Below are 17,025 nucleotides of genomic sequence, written 5' to 3' on the forward strand. Positions count from 1 at the left end.
ACGCTGGGTCAAAACGGAGGTCATTTTGACACAGCACGGGAAACACGCACTTGTGACAGGTGGCGGCACCGGCATTGGGGCGGCAATTGCGACAGCGCTTGCACACGAAGGTGCCACTGTCACCGTCACCGGACGCAGGTCTGCGCCATTGCGAGAGATGGCCGCGACACATGGAAACCTGCATCCGCTGGTCATGGATGTCACCGATGAAACATCCGTGCGCGACGGGATCGCGCAGGCAGCGAAGGCGCGCGGGCCCGTCCAGATTTGTGCTGCCAACGCGGGTATCGCAACGGCGGGTTCGTTTGCGAAAACCAGCATGGCCGACTGGCGTGCGATGATGGCAACCAACCTTGATGGGGTGTTTTTAACGATACAAGCCGCGCTCGCTACACTGCCAGAAGGTATGGCTGGCCGCATGATCGGGATGAGCTCTATCGCCGGGGTGCGCGGATTAAAAAACGGGGTCACCTATACCGCCAGTAAACATGGCGTCATTGGTTTGATGCGCGGCTTATCCGAAGAATACATGGGCGGCCCCGTGACGTTTAATGCGCTTTGCCCCGGGTATGTCGACACTGACATCGTACGCGATCAAATCGCGGGCCTCCAAGAAAAGCGCGAAATGACAAAAGATGCTGCAACCGCGCTTTTCGCCTCTGGGAACCGCCACAATAGATTGCTAACCGTCGGTGAAATCGCAGCCGCCGCGCTTTGGCTTTGTAGTGATGGCGCGCGCAGCGTAAACGGCCAAACGCTCGAAATATCGGGCGGTCAAACTTGCCCCTAAGAGGATACCACTATGCTTTCTACAATTCTTGTGCTGCTTGTCGCAGTGATCCATATCTACATTGCCGTGCTTGAGATGAAGTTTTGGGACCAGCCACGCGGGTTGCGCGTATTTGGACTCTCGCAAGACTTGGCAAGCCAAACCAAGGTACTCGCATTCAATCAGGGCTTATATAATCTGTTTTTGGCGGCGGGTATCCTTGTCGGCATCGCCCTGGGCGTACCGCAATTGACCATTTTCATTGTCGCATGCGTTCTTGTTGCTGGGGTTGTCGGCTATGCGACAGGCATTAAATCCGCGCTTTATGCGCAATCAATCCCTGCCGCATTGGCCTTATTGGCGACGGCCGCCAGCCTGTGACGGATTTCGCGATCACCAAAGCCCTGTTCGCCCTGCCCGAAGGGATGTTCTATCTCGATGGGAATTCGCTTGGCCCGCTGCCCCGTGCGGCCCAAGACCGTGTGGCTTCAGCTGTCGCGGATGAATGGGGGCAGATGCTGATCACCGGCTGGAACAAGGCCGGATGGATGGCGCAGCCTACAGCGCTGGGGGACCGTATCGGGCGGTTGATCGGCGCAAGCCCCGGCCATGTGGTGCTGGGCGACACGCTGTCGGTCAAAGTCTATCAGGCGTTGGCCGCCGCCATTGATCTTGTTCCAGAACGCCGCGTGATCCTGACCGATAGCGGCAATTTTCCTTCCGACATCTATATGGCCGAAGGGTTGATCACTTCACTTGGGCGCGGGCATGAATTGCGTGTTGTCGCCCCCGAAGAGATCGCCGCTGCAATTACGTCTGAAATCGCCGTCGTCATGCTGACACAGGTCGATTACCGCACGGGGCGCATGTATGACATGGATGCGCTGACCGCCAAAGCGCATGAGGTCGGCGCTGTGACTGTTTGGGACCTCGCCCATTCGGCAGGCGCGCTGCCCGTAGATGTGGCGGGATGCAACGCCGATTTCGCCGTGGGTTGCACCTATAAATACCTTAACGGCGGCCCCGGTGCGCCAGCGTTCATCTATGTCGCGCCGCACCATATCGACACTTGCCAACCCGCGCTATCAGGCTGGTTAGGGCATGAAGCACCCTTTGCCTTTGATCTCGATTACAGACCCGGAACTGGTATTGAACGTATGCGCGTCGGCACGCCACCGGTGCTGCAAATGGCCGCTTTGGAAGCTGCGCTTGATATCTGGGATCAGGTGGACATGCAGGCCTTGCGCACGGCGTCTATTGCGCTGTCAGAGCAATTTATCGCGGGCGTTGAAGCCGCCTGCCCCATGCTTGCACTTGCCAGCCCGCGCGATGCAGGCCAGCGCGGTAGCCAAGTATCCTTTCGATTTGATCAGGGATATGCAGCAATGCAAGCCTGTATCACACGCGGGTTGGTCGGCGACTTTCGCGCGCCCGACATCATGCGGTTTGGCTTTACCCCGCTGTTTATTGACGCAGACGATGTGAACCGCGCGATCAACATTGTCGCGGATGTCATGCAAAACCGGCTTTGGGATGATCCCACCTATCAAACCCGTGCGGCTGTCACCTAGGTTTCATCTAAGAACGATGTGTCCCCACCCGATGGCGGCACATCGTAGCCATGGACCTGTACATTCAACGCAGCCCCAAGCAAGATCAAATAGGCCGTGACATAAAGCCAAAGCAGCAAAACAATGACGGCGCCAATGGATCCGTAAACCTCGTTATAGCTGGCGAAATTGGTCAAATAGAGCGACAGGCCAAAGGATGCGGCGACCCATAAGATCACAACCACAAATGCGCCCACGGTCATCCAACGGCCACGTGGACCGATGCGTGCCGGGCCAAAGCGATACAACAGGCTAAGCCCCATCATCAGCACGCCCAGCGCGATGAGCCAGCGCGCACCTTCGACGAACCACGCTGTGGAAGCTGCGACAGGCACAAACGCCAAAACGATAGGCAAGATCACAACGGCTGTCAGCGCAACCAGCGCCAATGACACCAGTGCAATTGTCAGTGCAAAGGCGATCAGCATTTGCAAAACCCCATTGCGTTGGCGCTGCCCTGCAATCGCATTCAACCCGCCGATCAGCGCCCCAACGCCCGCGCGGCATGACCACAGCGCCAAAACGATCGAAACCAAAGTCGCCCATCCCAGCTTTTCAGGCGGGGCCAAGACCAACCGATTGATTTGCGTTGACAAAAGACGGTAGGCGTCCGGCGGAATAATGTCTTCCATCAAAACCAACTGTTCCGAAATCACAAGCGGATCAGCTAAGAGCCCAAAGATCGCGATCACTGCGGCGATGCCCGGAAAAATTCCAAAAATACCAAAAAACGCGACCCCGGCAGCGATCAACCCAAGGTGCTTTTTTCCGGCCATATCCCAAACTGCGTAAAGCACGCGCCACACATGTAGGAGCTTCGACATTCCCGGTATCCATCCTTGTTTGCCTTCAACCACACCTAAAACATCAGGTGCACGATTACCACGGAGCACAGCAACGCACATAAATATCATTCGCCAGCGTGCAAGCTTCGGAGTAGGCTAGACAAAAGCGGCGCAAAGCCCAAGAGCAGGCAACATATTTTGGACACTCTGACTCAGCATATCAACACGCTGGCGGATCACCTTTTGCAAAGAGGTGACGCGCGCCAGATCGTTGCAATTACCGGCGCGCCGGCTTGCGGGAAGTCAACGCTCGCCGCTGAGCTTGCCCGCCGTCTGACCGCACAACGCCGTTCGGCGGATGTTGTGGAAATGGATGGGTTCCATCTTGATAATGCCGTGCTTGCGGATATGGGGTTGGGTCTGCGCAAAGGCGCGCCTGAAACATTTGACTCGGATGGGTTTATTCGCCTGATCCGCGCCTTGAAGTCCGGCCGTGATGTTTACGCCCCACGGTTCGACCGCACCCGTGATCTGTCGATTGCCGGGGCCATCAAAATCCCAGCGGACACGCAATTTATCATCGTCGAAGGCAATTACCTGATGTTTGATGAAGACCCTTGGCGCGAATTGCCCCCCCTATGGAATGTCACTGCCCGGCTTGAAGTCGCGATGCCCGAGCTGCGTGCGCGGTTGATCCACCGTTGGCTCAGCCTGAACCACACCCGGATGGTCGCCACCCGCCGTGCAGAAGGCAACGACATCCCCAATGCACAGCGCGTCATTGATCACGCATTGCCCTGCGATTTCACATTGAACGGGCAGCCGACATCTAGCTGATCCAGAACAACGTAATTGCCGGAAACAACAAAAGCAGTGCAACGCGGATAATGTCGGAACAAACAAAGTAAAGCACCGCCCGGTAAGTCGCCGTAATCGGCGTATCGCGGTCCATATTGTTGATGATAAACAGGTTCATCCCCACCGGCGGGGTGATCAACCCGACCTCAACCACGATCAACACAATAATCCCGAACCAGATCGCGACCTCTTCTGTCGTCATGCCAAAATCCAACCCACTGATCACAGGCCAGAGTATAGGCACCGTCAAAAGGATCATCGACAAGCTATCCATCAAGCATCCCAGGATCAGGTAGCTGAGCAATATCAGGATCATCACCACCCACGGGCTAAACCCTTGCGATGTCACCCAAAGCGATAGTTCTTGCGGCACATGTGTAAGTGCTAGAAACCCATTATAGAATGCCGCCCCCAACACGATGAAAAAGATCATCCCGCTGCCCGTTGCCGTTTGCAAAATTGCGTCGCGCAGCGCGGCCCAGCTAAGCGTACCTGACGCAAGGGCAATTACCCCTGTGCCCGCCGCCCCAACGGCGGCCCCTTCGGTGGGGGTAAACCAGCCTTGATAGATACCGCCCACAACCAGCCCGAACACCGCAATCACGGGCCAAACGGCGATAAACGCTTTGGCGCGCGCGCCGTATGGCATAGGCGCTTGCGTGCCAGCAGCCTCCGGGTTTCGCCGCACGTAGATCGCGATGGTGATCATATATCCAAGGGCCGCCAAAATGCCGGGAATGATTGCTGCGGCAAATAGTTTGGCAATGTTTTGGTCAGTCAGCATCGCGTAGATGACCAAAATCACCGAAGGCGGGATCAAAATCCCCAATGTGCCACCCGCCGCCAATGTCGCCGTCGAAAATCCGCCTGCGTAGCCGAATTTACGCAACTCAGGCAGGGCAACCCTGCTCATCGTCGCGGCAGTCGCAAGCGACGATCCGCATATCGCACCAAACCCCGCGCAAGCCCCGACGGCAGCCATCGCCATCCCGCCCTTGCGGTGCCCAAGCCCGGCTTGTGCGGCGCGAAACAATGCCTGCGACATGCCCGATAGCGTCGCAAATTGCCCCATCAGCAAGAACATCGGAATGATCGACAAATTATAGTTTGAAAAGGTCGAATAGACCTCTGATTTCAGGCGCGCCATGAACACGGTCGTGCCATCTGTCGCGAAATACAGCCCACCGATACCACATAGCAACATCGCCAAGCCGATCGGGGCGCGCAAGAATATCAGCACCAAAAGCACCGGGAACGACAGATAACCAAGGGCAAGATCACTCAGCATTTGTGGGCTTTCCAAGCAATTGCAGCGCCGCGCAATAGGCGCTCACAGAGCAGGCAACAACCGCCGCGCCAAAGCAGGCCGCATAGGCCCACCAGATCGGAAACTGGATCAGATATGTGGTGTCGCCATAACGGTGCTTATCTTGTAGACCTGCAAATAGCCGCCATGTGATCAACAGCATAACCAGCAACATAACAATTGCCCAAAGCGCATCAATCCGCCGTTGGGTTTTGTCGGACAACCGGGCGGTAAACACATCGACCCGCGCATGCGACCCCGACAGTTGTGTGATAGGTAGAAAGGCGAAAATCGCAAAGGCCGTGCCTGCCTCGACAAGCTCAAAATCGCCCAGGATTGGCCCCAGGCCACGTTCAAGCAACCAGCGCCCTAACGCGCCCATATAATCCGTATGCGCGAAATCGGCAGCCTCGCGGCCGGCGACGCTGATGCATACGACGACGATCACCGCACAAAGAACAATCCCCCCCAGCAAGGCCATCGTCTTTGCGCAAAAATGAATGATTTTATGGGCTTTCATGCGGCTACAGATAGGCGCAATTGCGGGTAGATCGGCAAAATATCGTCACCATCACGGCACTTCTCGGCTTGTTGTGTTGTTTGGACAAGGGCTCTAACCTATTTACATTACACGCGATAGCTTCGCGCTCACCGGGGGGCAAGCCCCCCATCAATTGTCAGGAATGCGTTCACCTTGCCGCAACCGCTGCCCCCTTTGGATGATTTGGTCGCGTGCCACCAATGCGATACATTGCATGTGGCCCAAGACCTGCCAGAGAATGCGCGCGCTTATTGCCAGCGCTGCGGCGCGGTGATGATGACGGCGCAATCGGCGTCAATCATGCGCATACTTAGCCTCGCGATGACTGCGTTTGTAATGTTGATCGCTGCGATCAGTTTTCCATTTTTATCGCTTGACGCCAATGGGTTGCACAACACAACTTCGGTCATTGACGCTGTGCTCGCGTTTAATGATGGCTACGCGTTCCCGCTTGCGGTGGCTGTGGCATTCTTTATCATCATAATCCCGCTGGTGCGTTTGGGTGCGCTGATTTACGCGCTTGGACCGCTTGCGCGGGATCAACGCCCACACGCAGGCGCAAAACACGCCTTTGGATTGGCAGAGCGGCTGCGCCCTTGGAGCATGGCGGAAATTTTTATTGTCGGTGTCACCGTGGCCCTCATCAAAGTCGCAGGGCTAGCCGCGGTCACCGTCGGCCCCGCATTTTGGGCATTTGCGGGAGTGGTGATTGTCACCGTTTTGAAAGATCAAATGATTTGTAGGTATTCGATTTGGGAAGCACTGGACCATCAGCCGGATTGATCACTGCGCGCGAGGCCGGGCTTGTCACCTGTCAACGCTGCGGTCAGGTGCACGTGATCAACACCGCCTATTGCAAACGCTGCGATGGGCCGTTGCGCAGCCGCGACACCCAAAGCCTGCAAAAGGTTTGGGCGTTTCTGCTTGCGGGCATGATCGCCTATATCCCAGCCAATATTTACCCGATGCTGCTGACCAATACGCTTGTGGAGCATACTGAAAGCACAATTGTCGGCGGGGTAGTCGATCTGATCCATCACGGATCATTCGGCATCGCGCTCATCGTTTTTGTTGCCTCTGTCATGATCCCCATCGGCAAGTTTGTGGCAATTATTTACCTTGCGCTGAGCGTCCAAAACAGATCGTCCGACAATCAACATGAACGTCATAAAGCATATGAAGTTGTTGAATTTATTGGACGCTGGTCGATGATCGACGTTTTTGTTGTTGCGATCCTGTCTGCCTTGGTTCAGCTGAACACCGTCGCCACAATTAACCCTGGTATCGCTGCCCTGAGCTTTGCGCTATCAGTGATTTTTACAATGCTCTCAGCGCAAAGTTTTGACTCGCGCCTTATTTGGGATGCCGACAGGACATATAATGACGGACACTAATTCCCCCGGTCCCGCGCCCCTTGATGTGCGCCCAGTCAAACGACCGCTTTGGCAGCGCGTTTCACTGGTTTGGCTTGTGCCTGTATTAGCGCTTGCGGTCTCACTTTGGGCGGCTTGGAAAAACTATTCAGAGCGCGGCACAGAAATCATCATTAGTTTTGAGAATGCGGCAGGTGTTGCGGCGGGCGAAACGGACATCAAATACCGCGACGTGGTAGTCGGCACAGTTGAGACCGTTGAATTTGCCCCCGGCCTTGGCGATGTGCTGGTGCATGCGCGTATCGACAAAGAGGTCGCCCCCTATCTTGATGACGACGCCGTGTTTTGGGTGGTGCGGCCTGACGTATCCGTACGCGGGATTACCGGGCTCGATACCGTTTTGTCGGGCGTCTATATCCAAGGGAACTGGGACACAGAAGCCGATGTCGCGCAGAATGAATTCACTGGGCTCGAAGCACCGATTTTGACGCTTGCGGGGCAACACGGCACCCGAGTTTTCTTGCGCACAACTGACGGCAGCACCGTTTCTGCTGGCGCACCGGTCCTGCACAAGGGAATCGAGGTCGGCTATCTTGAAAAGCCAGAACTCAACTTTGATGGCAGCGAAATTCTTGTCTCTGCCTTTATCGAAAGCCCCTATGACCGCCGGATTACCACAAGCACCCGGTTTTGGGACACATCCGGATTCTCCGTGTCCTTTGGCACCGGGGGCGTATCGCTTGATGTGAATTCCATTGCGTCCCTGATTGAAGGCGGCGTCGCCTTTGACACCATTGTTTCAGGCGGTGCCCCCGTTGATGATGGGCATCAGTTTTCTATTTTCTACGATGAGCAAACCGCGCGCGACAGCCTGTTCACTGACCCGGACGCGGAACTGTTGGAGGTCGCAGTACTGTTCGAAGAATCGGTCAGCGGTTTGACAGCCGGTGCAGAGGTGCGTTTTCAAGGGATCCGTGTCGGCGAAGTCACAGAGATGAGCGCCATCGTTGTTGGTGAAGGAGACACCGCGCAAGTGAGGCTGCAAGCCGTGCTTGGTATCGAACCTTCGCGCCTTGGGATGCCCGAAGGGTCAACGGTCGAAGATGCAAGCGCCCTCCTATCTGATTTTGTCGCGCGCGGCTTGCGCGCTCGTATGGTCACAGGCAACATCCTATCAGGCACTTTGCTCATTGAACTTGCGCAGGTCGAAGATGCCCTGCCCGCCATCATGACGCTCACCGAGGGCCCCTATCCAGTTATCCCCACAACGGATTCGCAGATTTCCGATGTAACGGCCACCGCCGAAGGTGTGCTCGCGCGGATCAACGCGCTCCCGGTCGAAGAACTCATGGATGGCGCCATTGACTTAATGGATAGTCTCGAGCGGCTCGCCAATGATGAAAACACCCGTGCCGCACCTGAATCGCTTGTCGCCCTTTTGGACGAAAGCCGGGCGTTGATTGCCAACGAAGATCTGCAAAGCGTGCCAACTGATCTGCGCGAAGTGATCGCCGAATTGGATGCCATCGTCGCCCGAGCGAACGAGTTGGACCTTGTTGGCGATATTGACGGCATTGTCGCCAGTGCCGGGCAGACCGTTGCCAGCATCCAAGAAGCCACGCAAAACCTGCCGCAGATTACGGCCAATATTGAGGCCCTGACCGCGAAAGCGAACGCGCTTGAATTAGAAGCGCTGGTCGCATCGGTGAACAGCACCCTCGATTCCATCGACGCGCTGATCGCCAGCGACGACACAAAGGACTTGCCCGGCACGCTGAACGCCGCACTTGATGAAATGCGCGGGTTCTTGGCTGAGGTCCGTGAAGGTGGGGCGATTGAAAACGTCAATGCGGCGTTGGCATCGGCGAATGAGGCCGCACAGGCCGTCGAAGAAGCGGTTGCTGGCCTGCCGGAACTGTCGACCCGCGCTAACAGCCTTGTCGCCCAGACCCAAGCGGTTATTACAAGCTATGGCGAACGGTCCCGGTTTAACGCCGAAACCATGGCGACACTGCGCGATATCCAATCTGCCGCCGATGCGCTGACGGCCTTGGCGCGTACTATTCAACGCAACCCGAATTCTTTGCTGACAGGACGTTAATATGCTGAAAAAGATTACATTTCTGGCCTTTGCCGCGATGTCAGCCTGTGGCGCGCCGACGGATCGGCTGGCCTTGACGCCCGCACCTTCTGCGATGGAACTACGCCCGCTGGTTGGCAGCGCAATGGTGCGCACAGTGTCCTTGCCGACCTATGCCGCCGCCGAGGAAATTGCGTTTGAAACCGACACCGGGCTGATCACGTCGAATGAAGCAGTACTTTGGGCGGATGACCCTGAGCGCGCCGTGACGCTGGTGATTTCGGATACTTTAGGCGATATTTTGAACACAGATGTGGGGCCCGACCCTTGGCCCTTTGTCGGCTTGCCCGATGTGGCGATTGATATTCGCGTGACGCAAATGTTGGCGGGTGCCGACGGGCAGTTCCGTCTGACGGGGCAGTTTTTTGTCGGTGGTGACGGGATCAGTTTCCGCAATAGCGCACATCGTTTTGCCATCAGCCAACCGATGCAAGATCAGTCGTTGTCCAGCATCGCAACCGCCCAAGCGGCCGCGCTGCTGGTTCTTTCAGAAGACATCGCGCAAACGCTAGCCCGCTAGTTTGACCCAAGCGGCATCGCGTTTCGACGAACGCACACAGGCGTCAACAAAACGCATGCCTTGCAGCCCGTCTTCAATCGTTGGGTATAGCACGTCTTTGCTGACTTGTTTGCCATCTCGATGCGCCTCGATAGCTTCCGCGGCCTCGTTATAGATGGTCGCGAAACCTTCAAGATAGCCTTCTGGATGGCCCGGCGGAATACGCGTTACACGTTCAGCAGCCGCCCCCGTCCCTGCACCGCCACGCGTCAAAAGGCGTTTAGGTTCGCCAAAGGGTGTGAACCAAAGCTGCGTTGGGTTTTCTTGTTCCCATTCAATCCCGCCTTTGTCGCCATACACACGCAAACGCAGCCCGTTTTCATTGCCCGGTGCAACTTGTGAACACCACAATGTTCCCCGCGCGCCGCCTTCGAACCGCATCATGACATGCGCATTATCATCCAAAGCACGGCCCGGCACGAAAGACTGTAGATCAGCGCTGAGCGTCTCGAGCGTCAGACCTGAGACAAAGCTGGCAAGGTTGAACGCATGCGTGCCGATATCCCCCGTCGATCCACCAAGGCCAGATCGTGCCGGGTCTGTGCGCCATTCGGCTTGTTTGGCATCAACATGCTGGGTCAGCCAATCTTGGACATATTCGACCTGCACCAAACGGATATTGCCCAGATCCCCATTCGCCACCATTTCGCGGGCTTGGCGCATCATTGGATAGCCGGTGTAGTTATGGGTCAGCACAAACAGCGCATCGCTGTCATCCGCGGCCTTCGCCAGTTTCTTGGCGTCGGCCATGGTGGATGTCAGCGGCTTATCGCAGATAACATGGATGCCACGTTTCAGGAATTCACGCGCGGCGGCGTAATGCACATGGTTTGGGGTGACGATGGCGACAGCCTCGATCCCATCTTTGAGGCGCGCCTCGCGGATCGCCATTGCCTTAAAGTCATCATAGGTACGGTCGGGTGCCAGACCCAATGCAGCACCTGACGCTTGCGCCTTTTCAGGGGTGGACGATAATGCGCCTGCCACCAACTGAAACCGCCCGTCGATCCGTGACGCGATGCGGTGAACCCCGCCGATAAAGGCGTCGTTGCCGCCGCCGACCATGCCCAGTCGGATTGGTCTTTGTGTCATCTTACAGCCCCAACATTTTGCGGTTCGCCGCGTGGTCAATTTCACCACCAGCAAAGTCATCAAAGGCCCGCTCTGTTACGCGGATAATGTGGTCTTTGACAAATTGCGCGCCTTCGCGCGCGCCGTCCTCTGGGTGCTTCAAGCAGCATTCCCATTCAACCACAGCCCAACCAGCGAAATCATTGGCCGCCATTTTTGCAAAAATCGCACCAAAATCGACCTGCCCGTCACCAAGACTGCGGAAACGACCTGCGCGATCCACCCAGGACTGATAGCCGCCATAAACGCCTTGGCGTCCGGTTGGGTTGAATTCGGCATCTTTGACATGGAACATTTTGATCCGGTCCTTGTAGATGTCGATGTTGTCAATGTAATCAAGGCACTGCAGCACATAGTGCGACGGATCATAGAGCATGTTACAGCGCGCATGGCCATCAAGGCGTTCAAGGAACATCTCAAACGTCACGCCGTCATGCAGGTCTTCGCCCGGGTGAATTTCATAGCACACATCCACGCCGCAATCTTCGGCATGATCCAAAATAGGGCGCCAGCGTGCCGCCAATTCATCAAATGCCGCGTCGATCAAACCTTCGGGGCGCTGTGGCCAAGGATAAACGTAAGGCCATGCCAAAGCACCCGAGAATGACGCCATTTCGGTCAATCCCATATTCTTAGACGCTGACAGTGCCTTCTTAACCTGATCGACTGCCCAGACTTGGCGCGCGGCGGGGTTCCCTTGCACAGATGGATCGGCAAAGCCGTCAAACGCCGTGTCAAATGCGGGGTTTACCGCGACCAACTGCCCTTGCAGGTGGGTGGACAGTTCTGTCACCTCAACACCGTTTGCAGCGGCCTGCCCTTTGAATTCATCGCAATAATCTTTGGAACTAGCGGCTTTGGCCAAATCAATAAACCGGCCATCCCAGCTAGGCACTTGCACGCCCTTATAGCCGCAATCGGCCGCCCATTTTGTAATGCCATCCCAAGTATTGAATGGCGCTTCATCCCCTGCGAACTGCGCTAAGAACAGCGCGGGTCCTTTAATCGTTTTCATGTAATCCTCCCTGAATTGGGAAAACTATATCGATTTCGGAGAATGGTGCCAGCGTAAAATTACGTAGGGTTACAAACGCACCGCCGGACTGGCAGTAGCGCTATCAGATGCGAAACCCGCGGCGTGCAAACCGTAATAGGCTACGACGGCTATAACGGCAGTTGCAGCGAAGGCCAAAAGCATTGTTTTCATGGCTATCTTTCCTTTTGCCCTGACGTTGTGTCTGATTGTTCGGCTTGCACTTCGGCGAGCCAAAGACTGTGGTGCTCGCGGGCCCATTGTTCTTCGACCTCACCGCTGCCCATCGCGTCATATGCGCCTTCCATACCGACCGATCCGATGTAGATATGCGCAATCACAATCGCCATCAAAACAAAGGCCATGATCGCGTGCCAAAGCTGCGCGTATTGCATTTCGGCTTGCGGGGTCATTGCCATGGGTAGATCAACCCCGAGCATTTGTGGCAGCCCAGTTGCATTCAAGATGGCAAATGTTTTGGCGAACATTGGCAGCTCGAACGGAAACAGCAGCGACAGCCCTGAGACAGAGATCGACACCCCAAACAGGACGACAGACCAAAAGATCACCTTTTGGCCTGCGTTGAATTTCTTGGCTGGCGGATGCACACCCTTTGACATCAGCCCGCCGCCGACGGCGATCCACCGCAGGTCATGTTTGTTGGGGATATTTTCGAGAACCCACATGAAAAACACCATGATCAGCCCGATCATAAATGCCCATGACACGTTGTTATGCACCCACTTTGAAGCCAGTGCGACCAGTGCAAAACTGTCATGCCCAAATGTCGGAATAATGAATTTGCGCCCAAACAACGACACCAGACCGGTGATTCCCAGCAAGATAAACGCACCGCCCATCAGCCAGTGGCCGAACCGTTCAACCGCCTTAAACCGCGTCACTGTGCGCCCAGTCTTGGCGCCATCAATCCGAATGCGCCCACGCAGCAGATAAAAGAGGCCAAGCAAAACCAGCGTGCCCAGCAAAAGAAAGCCACCATAGGTCAAAAGCGGTCCTTCACGGAAGCTTAACCACCACATACCGCTGTCTTGGATCAGCACATTACCTGCTGGGCCGCGTGATTGAGTAGTCACATCGGCATTGTTATAGCGCAGCGCGCGCCACAGATCGGGGTCTGATTGTCCGCCAAGGCTGCCCAGCGCCTGAGAACTATCGGTATTGGCATTTGGATCGCCCGTGTTTTCAGATCGGAACGCATCATCAACAGTCTGCGCGTCTTGACGGGCCATGATATCAGCAAGGGTTTGGGCCCCGCCCGTTGCGCTGCGATCAGGCGCGACTGCGTCTTGCGCCTGTGCGCCCAGCGCAAATAAGCACATGATAAGACTAGCAATAAATGCGCGGATCATACCCTTACCCCTACAGATTTCAGTATGAGGGCGGTGCCGAGACCGCCCCAATCAACAGACGTTAGCCGCCCTTTTGTTCGTAAGCTGTACCCCAGCCCCATGCGCCAGAGCCAAAGCCGCGTGCAACGACGCGTCCGCGGTAGATTGATGACACTGTATCGCCATCACCGGCCAATAGCGCTTTGGTGGAGCACATCTCGGCGCAGATAGGCAATTTACCCTCGGCGATCCTGTTGCGGCCATATTTGGCGAATTCGGCCGTGCTGTGGTTTTCTTCGGGGCCGCCAGCACAGAAGGTACATTTGTCCATCTTACCGCGCGATCCAAAGTTGCCCGCCTGCGGATATTGCGGTGCGCCAAACGGGCACGCGTAAAAACAATAGCCACAACCGATGCACAGATCTTTGGAATGCAGCACGATCCCGTCTTCGCTTTGATAAAAACAGTCGACTGGGCAAACGGCCATACAAGGCGCATCGGAACAATGCATACAGGCAACCGAGATAGAGCGTTCACCCGGTTTGCCGTCGTTGATCGTGACCACCTTGCGGCGGTTAATGCCCCAAGGGACCTCGTGTTCATTTTTACATGCGGTGACGCAGGCGTTGCATTCGATGCAGCGTTCGGCGTCGCACAGGAACTTTGCTCTTGCCATTATACTTCTCCTTACGCTGTCCAGATTTTGCAGAGGGTCGCTTTGGTCTCTTGCATCTGGGTCACTGAATCATAGCCATAGGTTTGCGCGGTGTTTGTGCTTTCACCCAAAACATAGGGGTCGGCCCCATCCGGGTATTTGCCACGCAAGTCTTCGCCCTCGAAATGTCCACCAAAGTGGAACGGCATGAACGCGACACCTGATCCGACCCGCTCTGTGACCATCGCCATCACTTTGACCTTGCCGCCTTCTGGGCCTTCGACCCAGACTTGCGCCCCATCACGGACCCCAAGGTTATTGGCGTCACGCGGATTGATTTCGACAAACATGTCTTGCTGCAATTCTGCCAGCCAAGGGTTTGACCGGGTTTCGTCCCCGCCCCCTTCATATTCGACCAAGCGACCAGAGGTCAGCACAATCGGATAATCGGCAGAAAAGTCGTTTTCCTGAATCGACTTATACAGCGTTGGCAGACGGTAGAATTTGCGGTCTTCATAGGTCGGATAGTCCGCCACCAAATCACGCCTTGCGGAATAAAGCGGTTCGCGGTGAACCGGCACTGGATCAGGGAAGGTCCAAACCACGGCGCGCGCTTTGGCGTTGCCAAATGGCGCACATTCATGGCTGATCGCAACCCGCTGGATACCGCCCGAAAGATCAGTTTTCCAATTGGTCCCTGCCCCGGCAACCGCGTCAATCGCGGCGCGCTCATCCGCAGTCAGATCACCATCCCAACCCAAATCCATCAGCATTTGCATGGTGAATTCTGGGTAGCCATCGGTGATCTCGGATCCGGCAGAATAGACGCCTTCGGCCAGAAGATTGTCACCGTCACGTTCCACCCCAAAACGGGCACGGAAGGTCAAGCCGCCTTGCGACACTGGCTTGCTCATATCATAGAGGTTCGGTGTCCCGGGGTGCCCCATTTCCGGCGTGCCCCAACAGGGCCACGGCATCCCATAGTAATCGCCATCCGCAGGACCGCCAATCGCTTGCAATGTAGTGCGGTCAAACGTGTGTTGATTTTCCATGTGCAATTTGATGCGCTCAGGGCTTTGGCCCGTGTACCCAACCGTCCACATGCCACCGTTAAATTCACGGGTCACGCTTTCGACATTGGGCGTTTCTGCATCTTCCATTTCGATATTGCGGAAGAACCGGTCAGCCCAGCCAAATTTATTCACAAACTTTGCCATGATCACGTGATCAGGTTGGCTTTCAAATAGTGGTTCAACAACTTTGTCGCGCCACTGGATTGACCTATTGGACGCGGTCACTGATCCGCGGGTTTCAAACTGCGTACAGGCGGGCAGCAGATAAACGCCGTCGTCGCGATCTTGCAGCACAGCGGACACCGTCGGATATGGGTCCACGACGACAAGCATATCCAGCTTCTCCATCGCGGTTTTCATTTCCTTCATCCGTGTCTGTGAATTGGGCGCATGCCCCCACAGCACCATCGCGCGCACATTGTTAGGTTGGTCAATGTTTTCAGCATCTTCCAAAATCCCGTCAATCCAACGCGAGACCGGAATACCGGTGGATTCCATCAGGTCTTTGGATCCGAACTGACCTTGCAGCCAATCATAATCTTCATCCCAAACGCGCGCCCAATGCTTCCATGACCCTTCGGCCAACCCATAGTAACCGGGCAATGTATGTGACAATACGCCAAGGTCTGTAGCCCCTTGCACGTTGTCGTGGCCACGGAAAATGTTGGTGCCGCCGCCAGATGTGCCCATGTTGCCAAGCGCAAGCTGCAAAACACAGTACGCACGGGTGTTGTTGTTGCCGGTGGTGTGCTGTGTTCCACCCATGCACCAAATCACGGTGCCGGGGCGATTGTTGGCCAAAGTATATGCGACGCGGCGCAGCTGTTCACCCGGAACACCTGTGACCCGCTCAACCTCTTCCGGGGTCCATTGCGAAACCTCATCACGGATTTGATCCATCCCCCAAACGCGGGTGCGGATGAATTCAGCGTCTTCCCAGCTGTTTTCAAAGATATGCCACAAAATCCCCCAGACCAGCGCCACATCGGTGCCGGGGCGCAGGCGGACATATTCATCCGCATGTGCGGCAGTCCGGGTAAAACGCGGGTCGCACACGATCAGCGGCGCATTGTTTTGCTCTTTGGCTTTCAGGATATGCTGCAGCGACACGGGGTGCGCTTCGGCCGGGTTGCCGCCAATGATAAAGATCGCACGCGATTGGTGCATATCATTGAAGCTATTGGTCATCGCACCATAGCCCCATGTATTCGCCACACCCGCAACAGTGGTAGAGTGACAAATCCGGGCTTGGTGATCGACGTTATTGGTGCCCCAATAGGCGGCGAACTTGCGGAAAAGATAGGCTTGTTCGTTGTTATGCTTTGCAGAGCCGAGCCAATACACGCTGTCAGGGCCGCTCTCATCGCGGATATTCATCATACCGTCACCGATTTCGTCGATGGCTTGTTCCCAGCTCAGCCGGACCCATTCACCGTTTTCACGCTTCATCGGGTAGCGCAGGCGACGTTCGCCATGGGCGTGTTCACGCACCGCCGCCCCTTTGGCACAATGCGCCCCTAGGTTAAACGGGCTGTCCCATGCGGGTTCTTGACCGACCCAAACGCCATTATCGACCTCTGCGATGACGGTGCAACCGACAGAACAGTGGGTACAAACGGATTTGATGGTTTCAACGGCACCTGCAACGGCCTCTTGGGCATTGGCGGCGGTCACTGTGCCACCTGTTGCGGCAATCGCGGTCAAACCACCAATGGTCAGCCCCGACCCACGCAAAAATGTGCGCCTATCGATGGCCCCTTTGGTCGATGGGGTTTGAAATCCGACGCGGGTAGCTGCGCCTGTGGTCTTTTTCCGAAGCATATCTTATCTCCCTTGCTGGCCC

17 protein-coding genes are annotated in these 17,025 nt (G+C 56.0%); 8 read left to right on the top strand and 9 right to left on the bottom strand.

Going from position 1 to position 17,025, the window contains the following annotated elements; translation table 11 throughout:
* Positions 1-25 precede the first annotated feature (25 nt).
* From Yoon_RS02255 to kynU, 3 genes are read left to right on the top strand one after another with little or no spacing between them, the layout of a single operon-like run.
* On the top strand, positions 26-790 hold the full coding sequence (locus tag Yoon_RS02255) for an SDR family NAD(P)-dependent oxidoreductase (RefSeq protein WP_238109765.1): 765 nt from the start codon (positions 26-28) through the stop codon (positions 788-790).
* Between the two features lie 12 nt (positions 791-802).
* Complete coding sequence (locus tag Yoon_RS02260; protein ID WP_238109766.1) at positions 803-1,150, top strand: DUF1304 domain-containing protein; 348 nt, start codon at positions 803-805, stop codon at positions 1,148-1,150.
* Complete coding sequence (gene kynU / locus Yoon_RS02265; protein WP_238109767.1) at positions 1,147-2,340, top strand: kynureninase; 1,194 nt, start codon at positions 1,147-1,149, stop codon at positions 2,338-2,340. Before Yoon_RS02260 ends, kynU begins: the two co-directional genes overlap by 4 nt.
* Here the strand turns inward: kynU and Yoon_RS02270 are convergent.
* Positions 2,337-3,203, bottom strand: coding sequence for a YihY/virulence factor BrkB family protein (locus Yoon_RS02270; protein WP_238109768.1), 867 nt, complete (start codon positions 3,201-3,203; stop codon positions 2,337-2,339). The two genes, kynU and Yoon_RS02270, sit on opposite strands and share 4 nt — an antisense overlap.
* 159 nt (positions 3,204-3,362) lie before the next feature.
* On the opposite strand from Yoon_RS02270, the gene Yoon_RS02275 reads away from it, so the two are divergent.
* Positions 3,363-4,001 carry a sugar transporter gene (locus Yoon_RS02275; RefSeq protein WP_238109769.1) on the top strand — a complete coding sequence of 213 codons (639 nt, stop codon included), beginning with the start codon at positions 3,363-3,365 and terminating at the stop codon, positions 3,999-4,001.
* Here Yoon_RS02275 and Yoon_RS02280 read toward each other — a convergent pair.
* Positions 3,994-5,307 carry a TRAP transporter large permease gene (locus Yoon_RS02280; protein WP_238109988.1) on the bottom strand — a complete coding sequence of 438 codons (1,314 nt, stop codon included), beginning with the start codon at positions 5,305-5,307 and terminating at the stop codon, positions 3,994-3,996. The genes Yoon_RS02275 and Yoon_RS02280 overlap by 8 nt on opposite strands.
* A complete protein-coding gene (locus tag Yoon_RS02285) occupies positions 5,300-5,848 on the bottom strand; it encodes a TRAP transporter small permease (RefSeq protein WP_238109770.1) in 549 nt (182 codons plus the stop codon). The genes Yoon_RS02280 and Yoon_RS02285 overlap by 8 nt, the downstream gene beginning before the upstream one ends.
* A gap of 174 nt (positions 5,849-6,022) precedes the next feature.
* On the opposite strand from Yoon_RS02285, the gene Yoon_RS02290 reads away from it, so the two are divergent.
* Genes Yoon_RS02290 through Yoon_RS02305 form a run of 4 tightly spaced genes read left to right on the top strand, consistent with a single transcriptional unit; the run spans position 6,023 to position 9,902 of the window.
* Positions 6,023-6,652 (top strand): paraquat-inducible protein A, encoded by a 630-nt coding sequence (locus Yoon_RS02290; RefSeq protein WP_238109771.1) that lies wholly within the window; start codon positions 6,023-6,025, stop codon positions 6,650-6,652.
* Entirely contained in the window at positions 6,622-7,263 is a 642-nt protein-coding gene (locus Yoon_RS02295; protein WP_238109772.1) for a paraquat-inducible protein A, read from the top strand. Before Yoon_RS02290 ends, Yoon_RS02295 begins: the two co-directional genes overlap by 31 nt.
* Positions 7,250-9,343 carry an intermembrane transport protein PqiB gene (locus Yoon_RS02300; RefSeq protein ID WP_238109773.1) on the top strand — a complete coding sequence of 698 codons (2,094 nt, stop codon included), beginning with the start codon at positions 7,250-7,252 and terminating at the stop codon, positions 9,341-9,343. Before Yoon_RS02295 ends, Yoon_RS02300 begins: the two co-directional genes overlap by 14 nt.
* Position 9,344: 1 nt before the next feature.
* Positions 9,345-9,902 carry a membrane integrity-associated transporter subunit PqiC gene (locus Yoon_RS02305; protein WP_238109775.1) on the top strand — a complete coding sequence of 186 codons (558 nt, stop codon included), beginning with the start codon at positions 9,345-9,347 and terminating at the stop codon, positions 9,900-9,902.
* Here Yoon_RS02305 and Yoon_RS02310 read toward each other — a convergent pair.
* The 6 genes from Yoon_RS02310 to Yoon_RS02330 form a co-directional block, all read right to left on the bottom strand.
* Positions 9,891-11,033, bottom strand: coding sequence for a Gfo/Idh/MocA family protein (locus tag Yoon_RS02310; RefSeq protein ID WP_238109777.1), 1,143 nt, complete (start codon positions 11,031-11,033; stop codon positions 9,891-9,893). The two genes, Yoon_RS02305 and Yoon_RS02310, sit on opposite strands and share 12 nt — an antisense overlap.
* Position 11,034: 1 nt before the next feature.
* Positions 11,035-12,087, bottom strand: a complete 1,053-nt coding sequence (locus Yoon_RS02315; RefSeq protein WP_238109778.1) for a sugar phosphate isomerase/epimerase — start codon at positions 12,085-12,087, stop codon at positions 11,035-11,037.
* Positions 12,088-12,156: 69 nt separating this feature from the next.
* Positions 12,157-12,279 (bottom strand): hypothetical protein, encoded by a 123-nt coding sequence (locus Yoon_RS17900; protein WP_255698629.1) that lies wholly within the window; start codon positions 12,277-12,279, stop codon positions 12,157-12,159.
* Between the two features lie 2 nt (positions 12,280-12,281).
* Positions 12,282-13,475: a formate dehydrogenase subunit gamma gene (locus Yoon_RS02320; RefSeq protein WP_238109780.1), complete on the bottom strand. Its 1,194-nt coding sequence runs from the start codon at positions 13,473-13,475 to the stop codon at positions 12,282-12,284.
* 61 nt (positions 13,476-13,536) lie between these two features.
* The gene (gene fdh3B, locus Yoon_RS02325) at positions 13,537-14,130 is read right to left on the bottom strand and encodes a formate dehydrogenase FDH3 subunit beta (protein ID WP_238109782.1); all 594 of its coding nucleotides are present in this window, start codon (positions 14,128-14,130) and stop codon (positions 13,537-13,539) included.
* An 11-nt stretch (positions 14,131-14,141) separates the two neighbouring features.
* A complete protein-coding gene (locus Yoon_RS02330) occupies positions 14,142-17,003 on the bottom strand; it encodes a formate dehydrogenase subunit alpha (protein WP_238109784.1) in 2,862 nt (953 codons plus the stop codon).
* Between the last annotated feature and the right edge of the window lie 22 nt (positions 17,004-17,025).

Source organism: Yoonia sp. I 8.24 (genome assembly GCF_022096995.1).
Taxonomy (GTDB): domain Bacteria; phylum Pseudomonadota; class Alphaproteobacteria; order Rhodobacterales; family Rhodobacteraceae; genus Yoonia.

What these genes read in the sequence shown, in the direction of transcription:
- Yoon_RS02260 (WP_238109766.1), top strand. Translation starts at nt 803, where the DNA reads ATGCTTTCTACAATTCTTGTGCTGCTTGTCGCAGTGATCCATATCTAC.
- Yoon_RS02270 (WP_238109768.1), bottom strand. Translation starts at nt 3,203, where the DNA reads ATGTCGAAGCTCCTACATGTGTGGCGCGTGCTTTACGCAGTTTGGGAT.
- Yoon_RS02285 (WP_238109770.1), bottom strand. Translation starts at nt 5,848, where the DNA reads ATGAAAGCCCATAAAATCATTCATTTTTGCGCAAAGACGATGGCCTTG.
- Yoon_RS02300 (WP_238109773.1), top strand. Translation starts at nt 7,250, where the DNA reads ATGACGGACACTAATTCCCCCGGTCCCGCGCCCCTTGATGTGCGCCCA.
- Yoon_RS02305 (WP_238109775.1), top strand. Translation starts at nt 9,345, where the DNA reads ATGCTGAAAAAGATTACATTTCTGGCCTTTGCCGCGATGTCAGCCTGT.
- Yoon_RS02310 (WP_238109777.1), bottom strand. Translation starts at nt 11,033, where the DNA reads ATGACACAAAGACCAATCCGACTGGGCATGGTCGGCGGCGGCAACGAC.
- Yoon_RS02315 (WP_238109778.1), bottom strand. Translation starts at nt 12,087, where the DNA reads ATGAAAACGATTAAAGGACCCGCGCTGTTCTTAGCGCAGTTCGCAGGG.
- Yoon_RS17900 (WP_255698629.1), bottom strand. Translation starts at nt 12,279, where the DNA reads ATGAAAACAATGCTTTTGGCCTTCGCTGCAACTGCCGTTATAGCCGTC.
- Yoon_RS02320 (WP_238109780.1), bottom strand. Translation starts at nt 13,475, where the DNA reads ATGATCCGCGCATTTATTGCTAGTCTTATCATGTGCTTATTTGCGCTG.
- fdh3B (WP_238109782.1), bottom strand. Translation starts at nt 14,130, where the DNA reads ATGGCAAGAGCAAAGTTCCTGTGCGACGCCGAACGCTGCATCGAATGC.
- Yoon_RS02330 (WP_238109784.1), bottom strand. Translation starts at nt 17,003, where the DNA reads ATGCTTCGGAAAAAGACCACAGGCGCAGCTACCCGCGTCGGATTTCAA.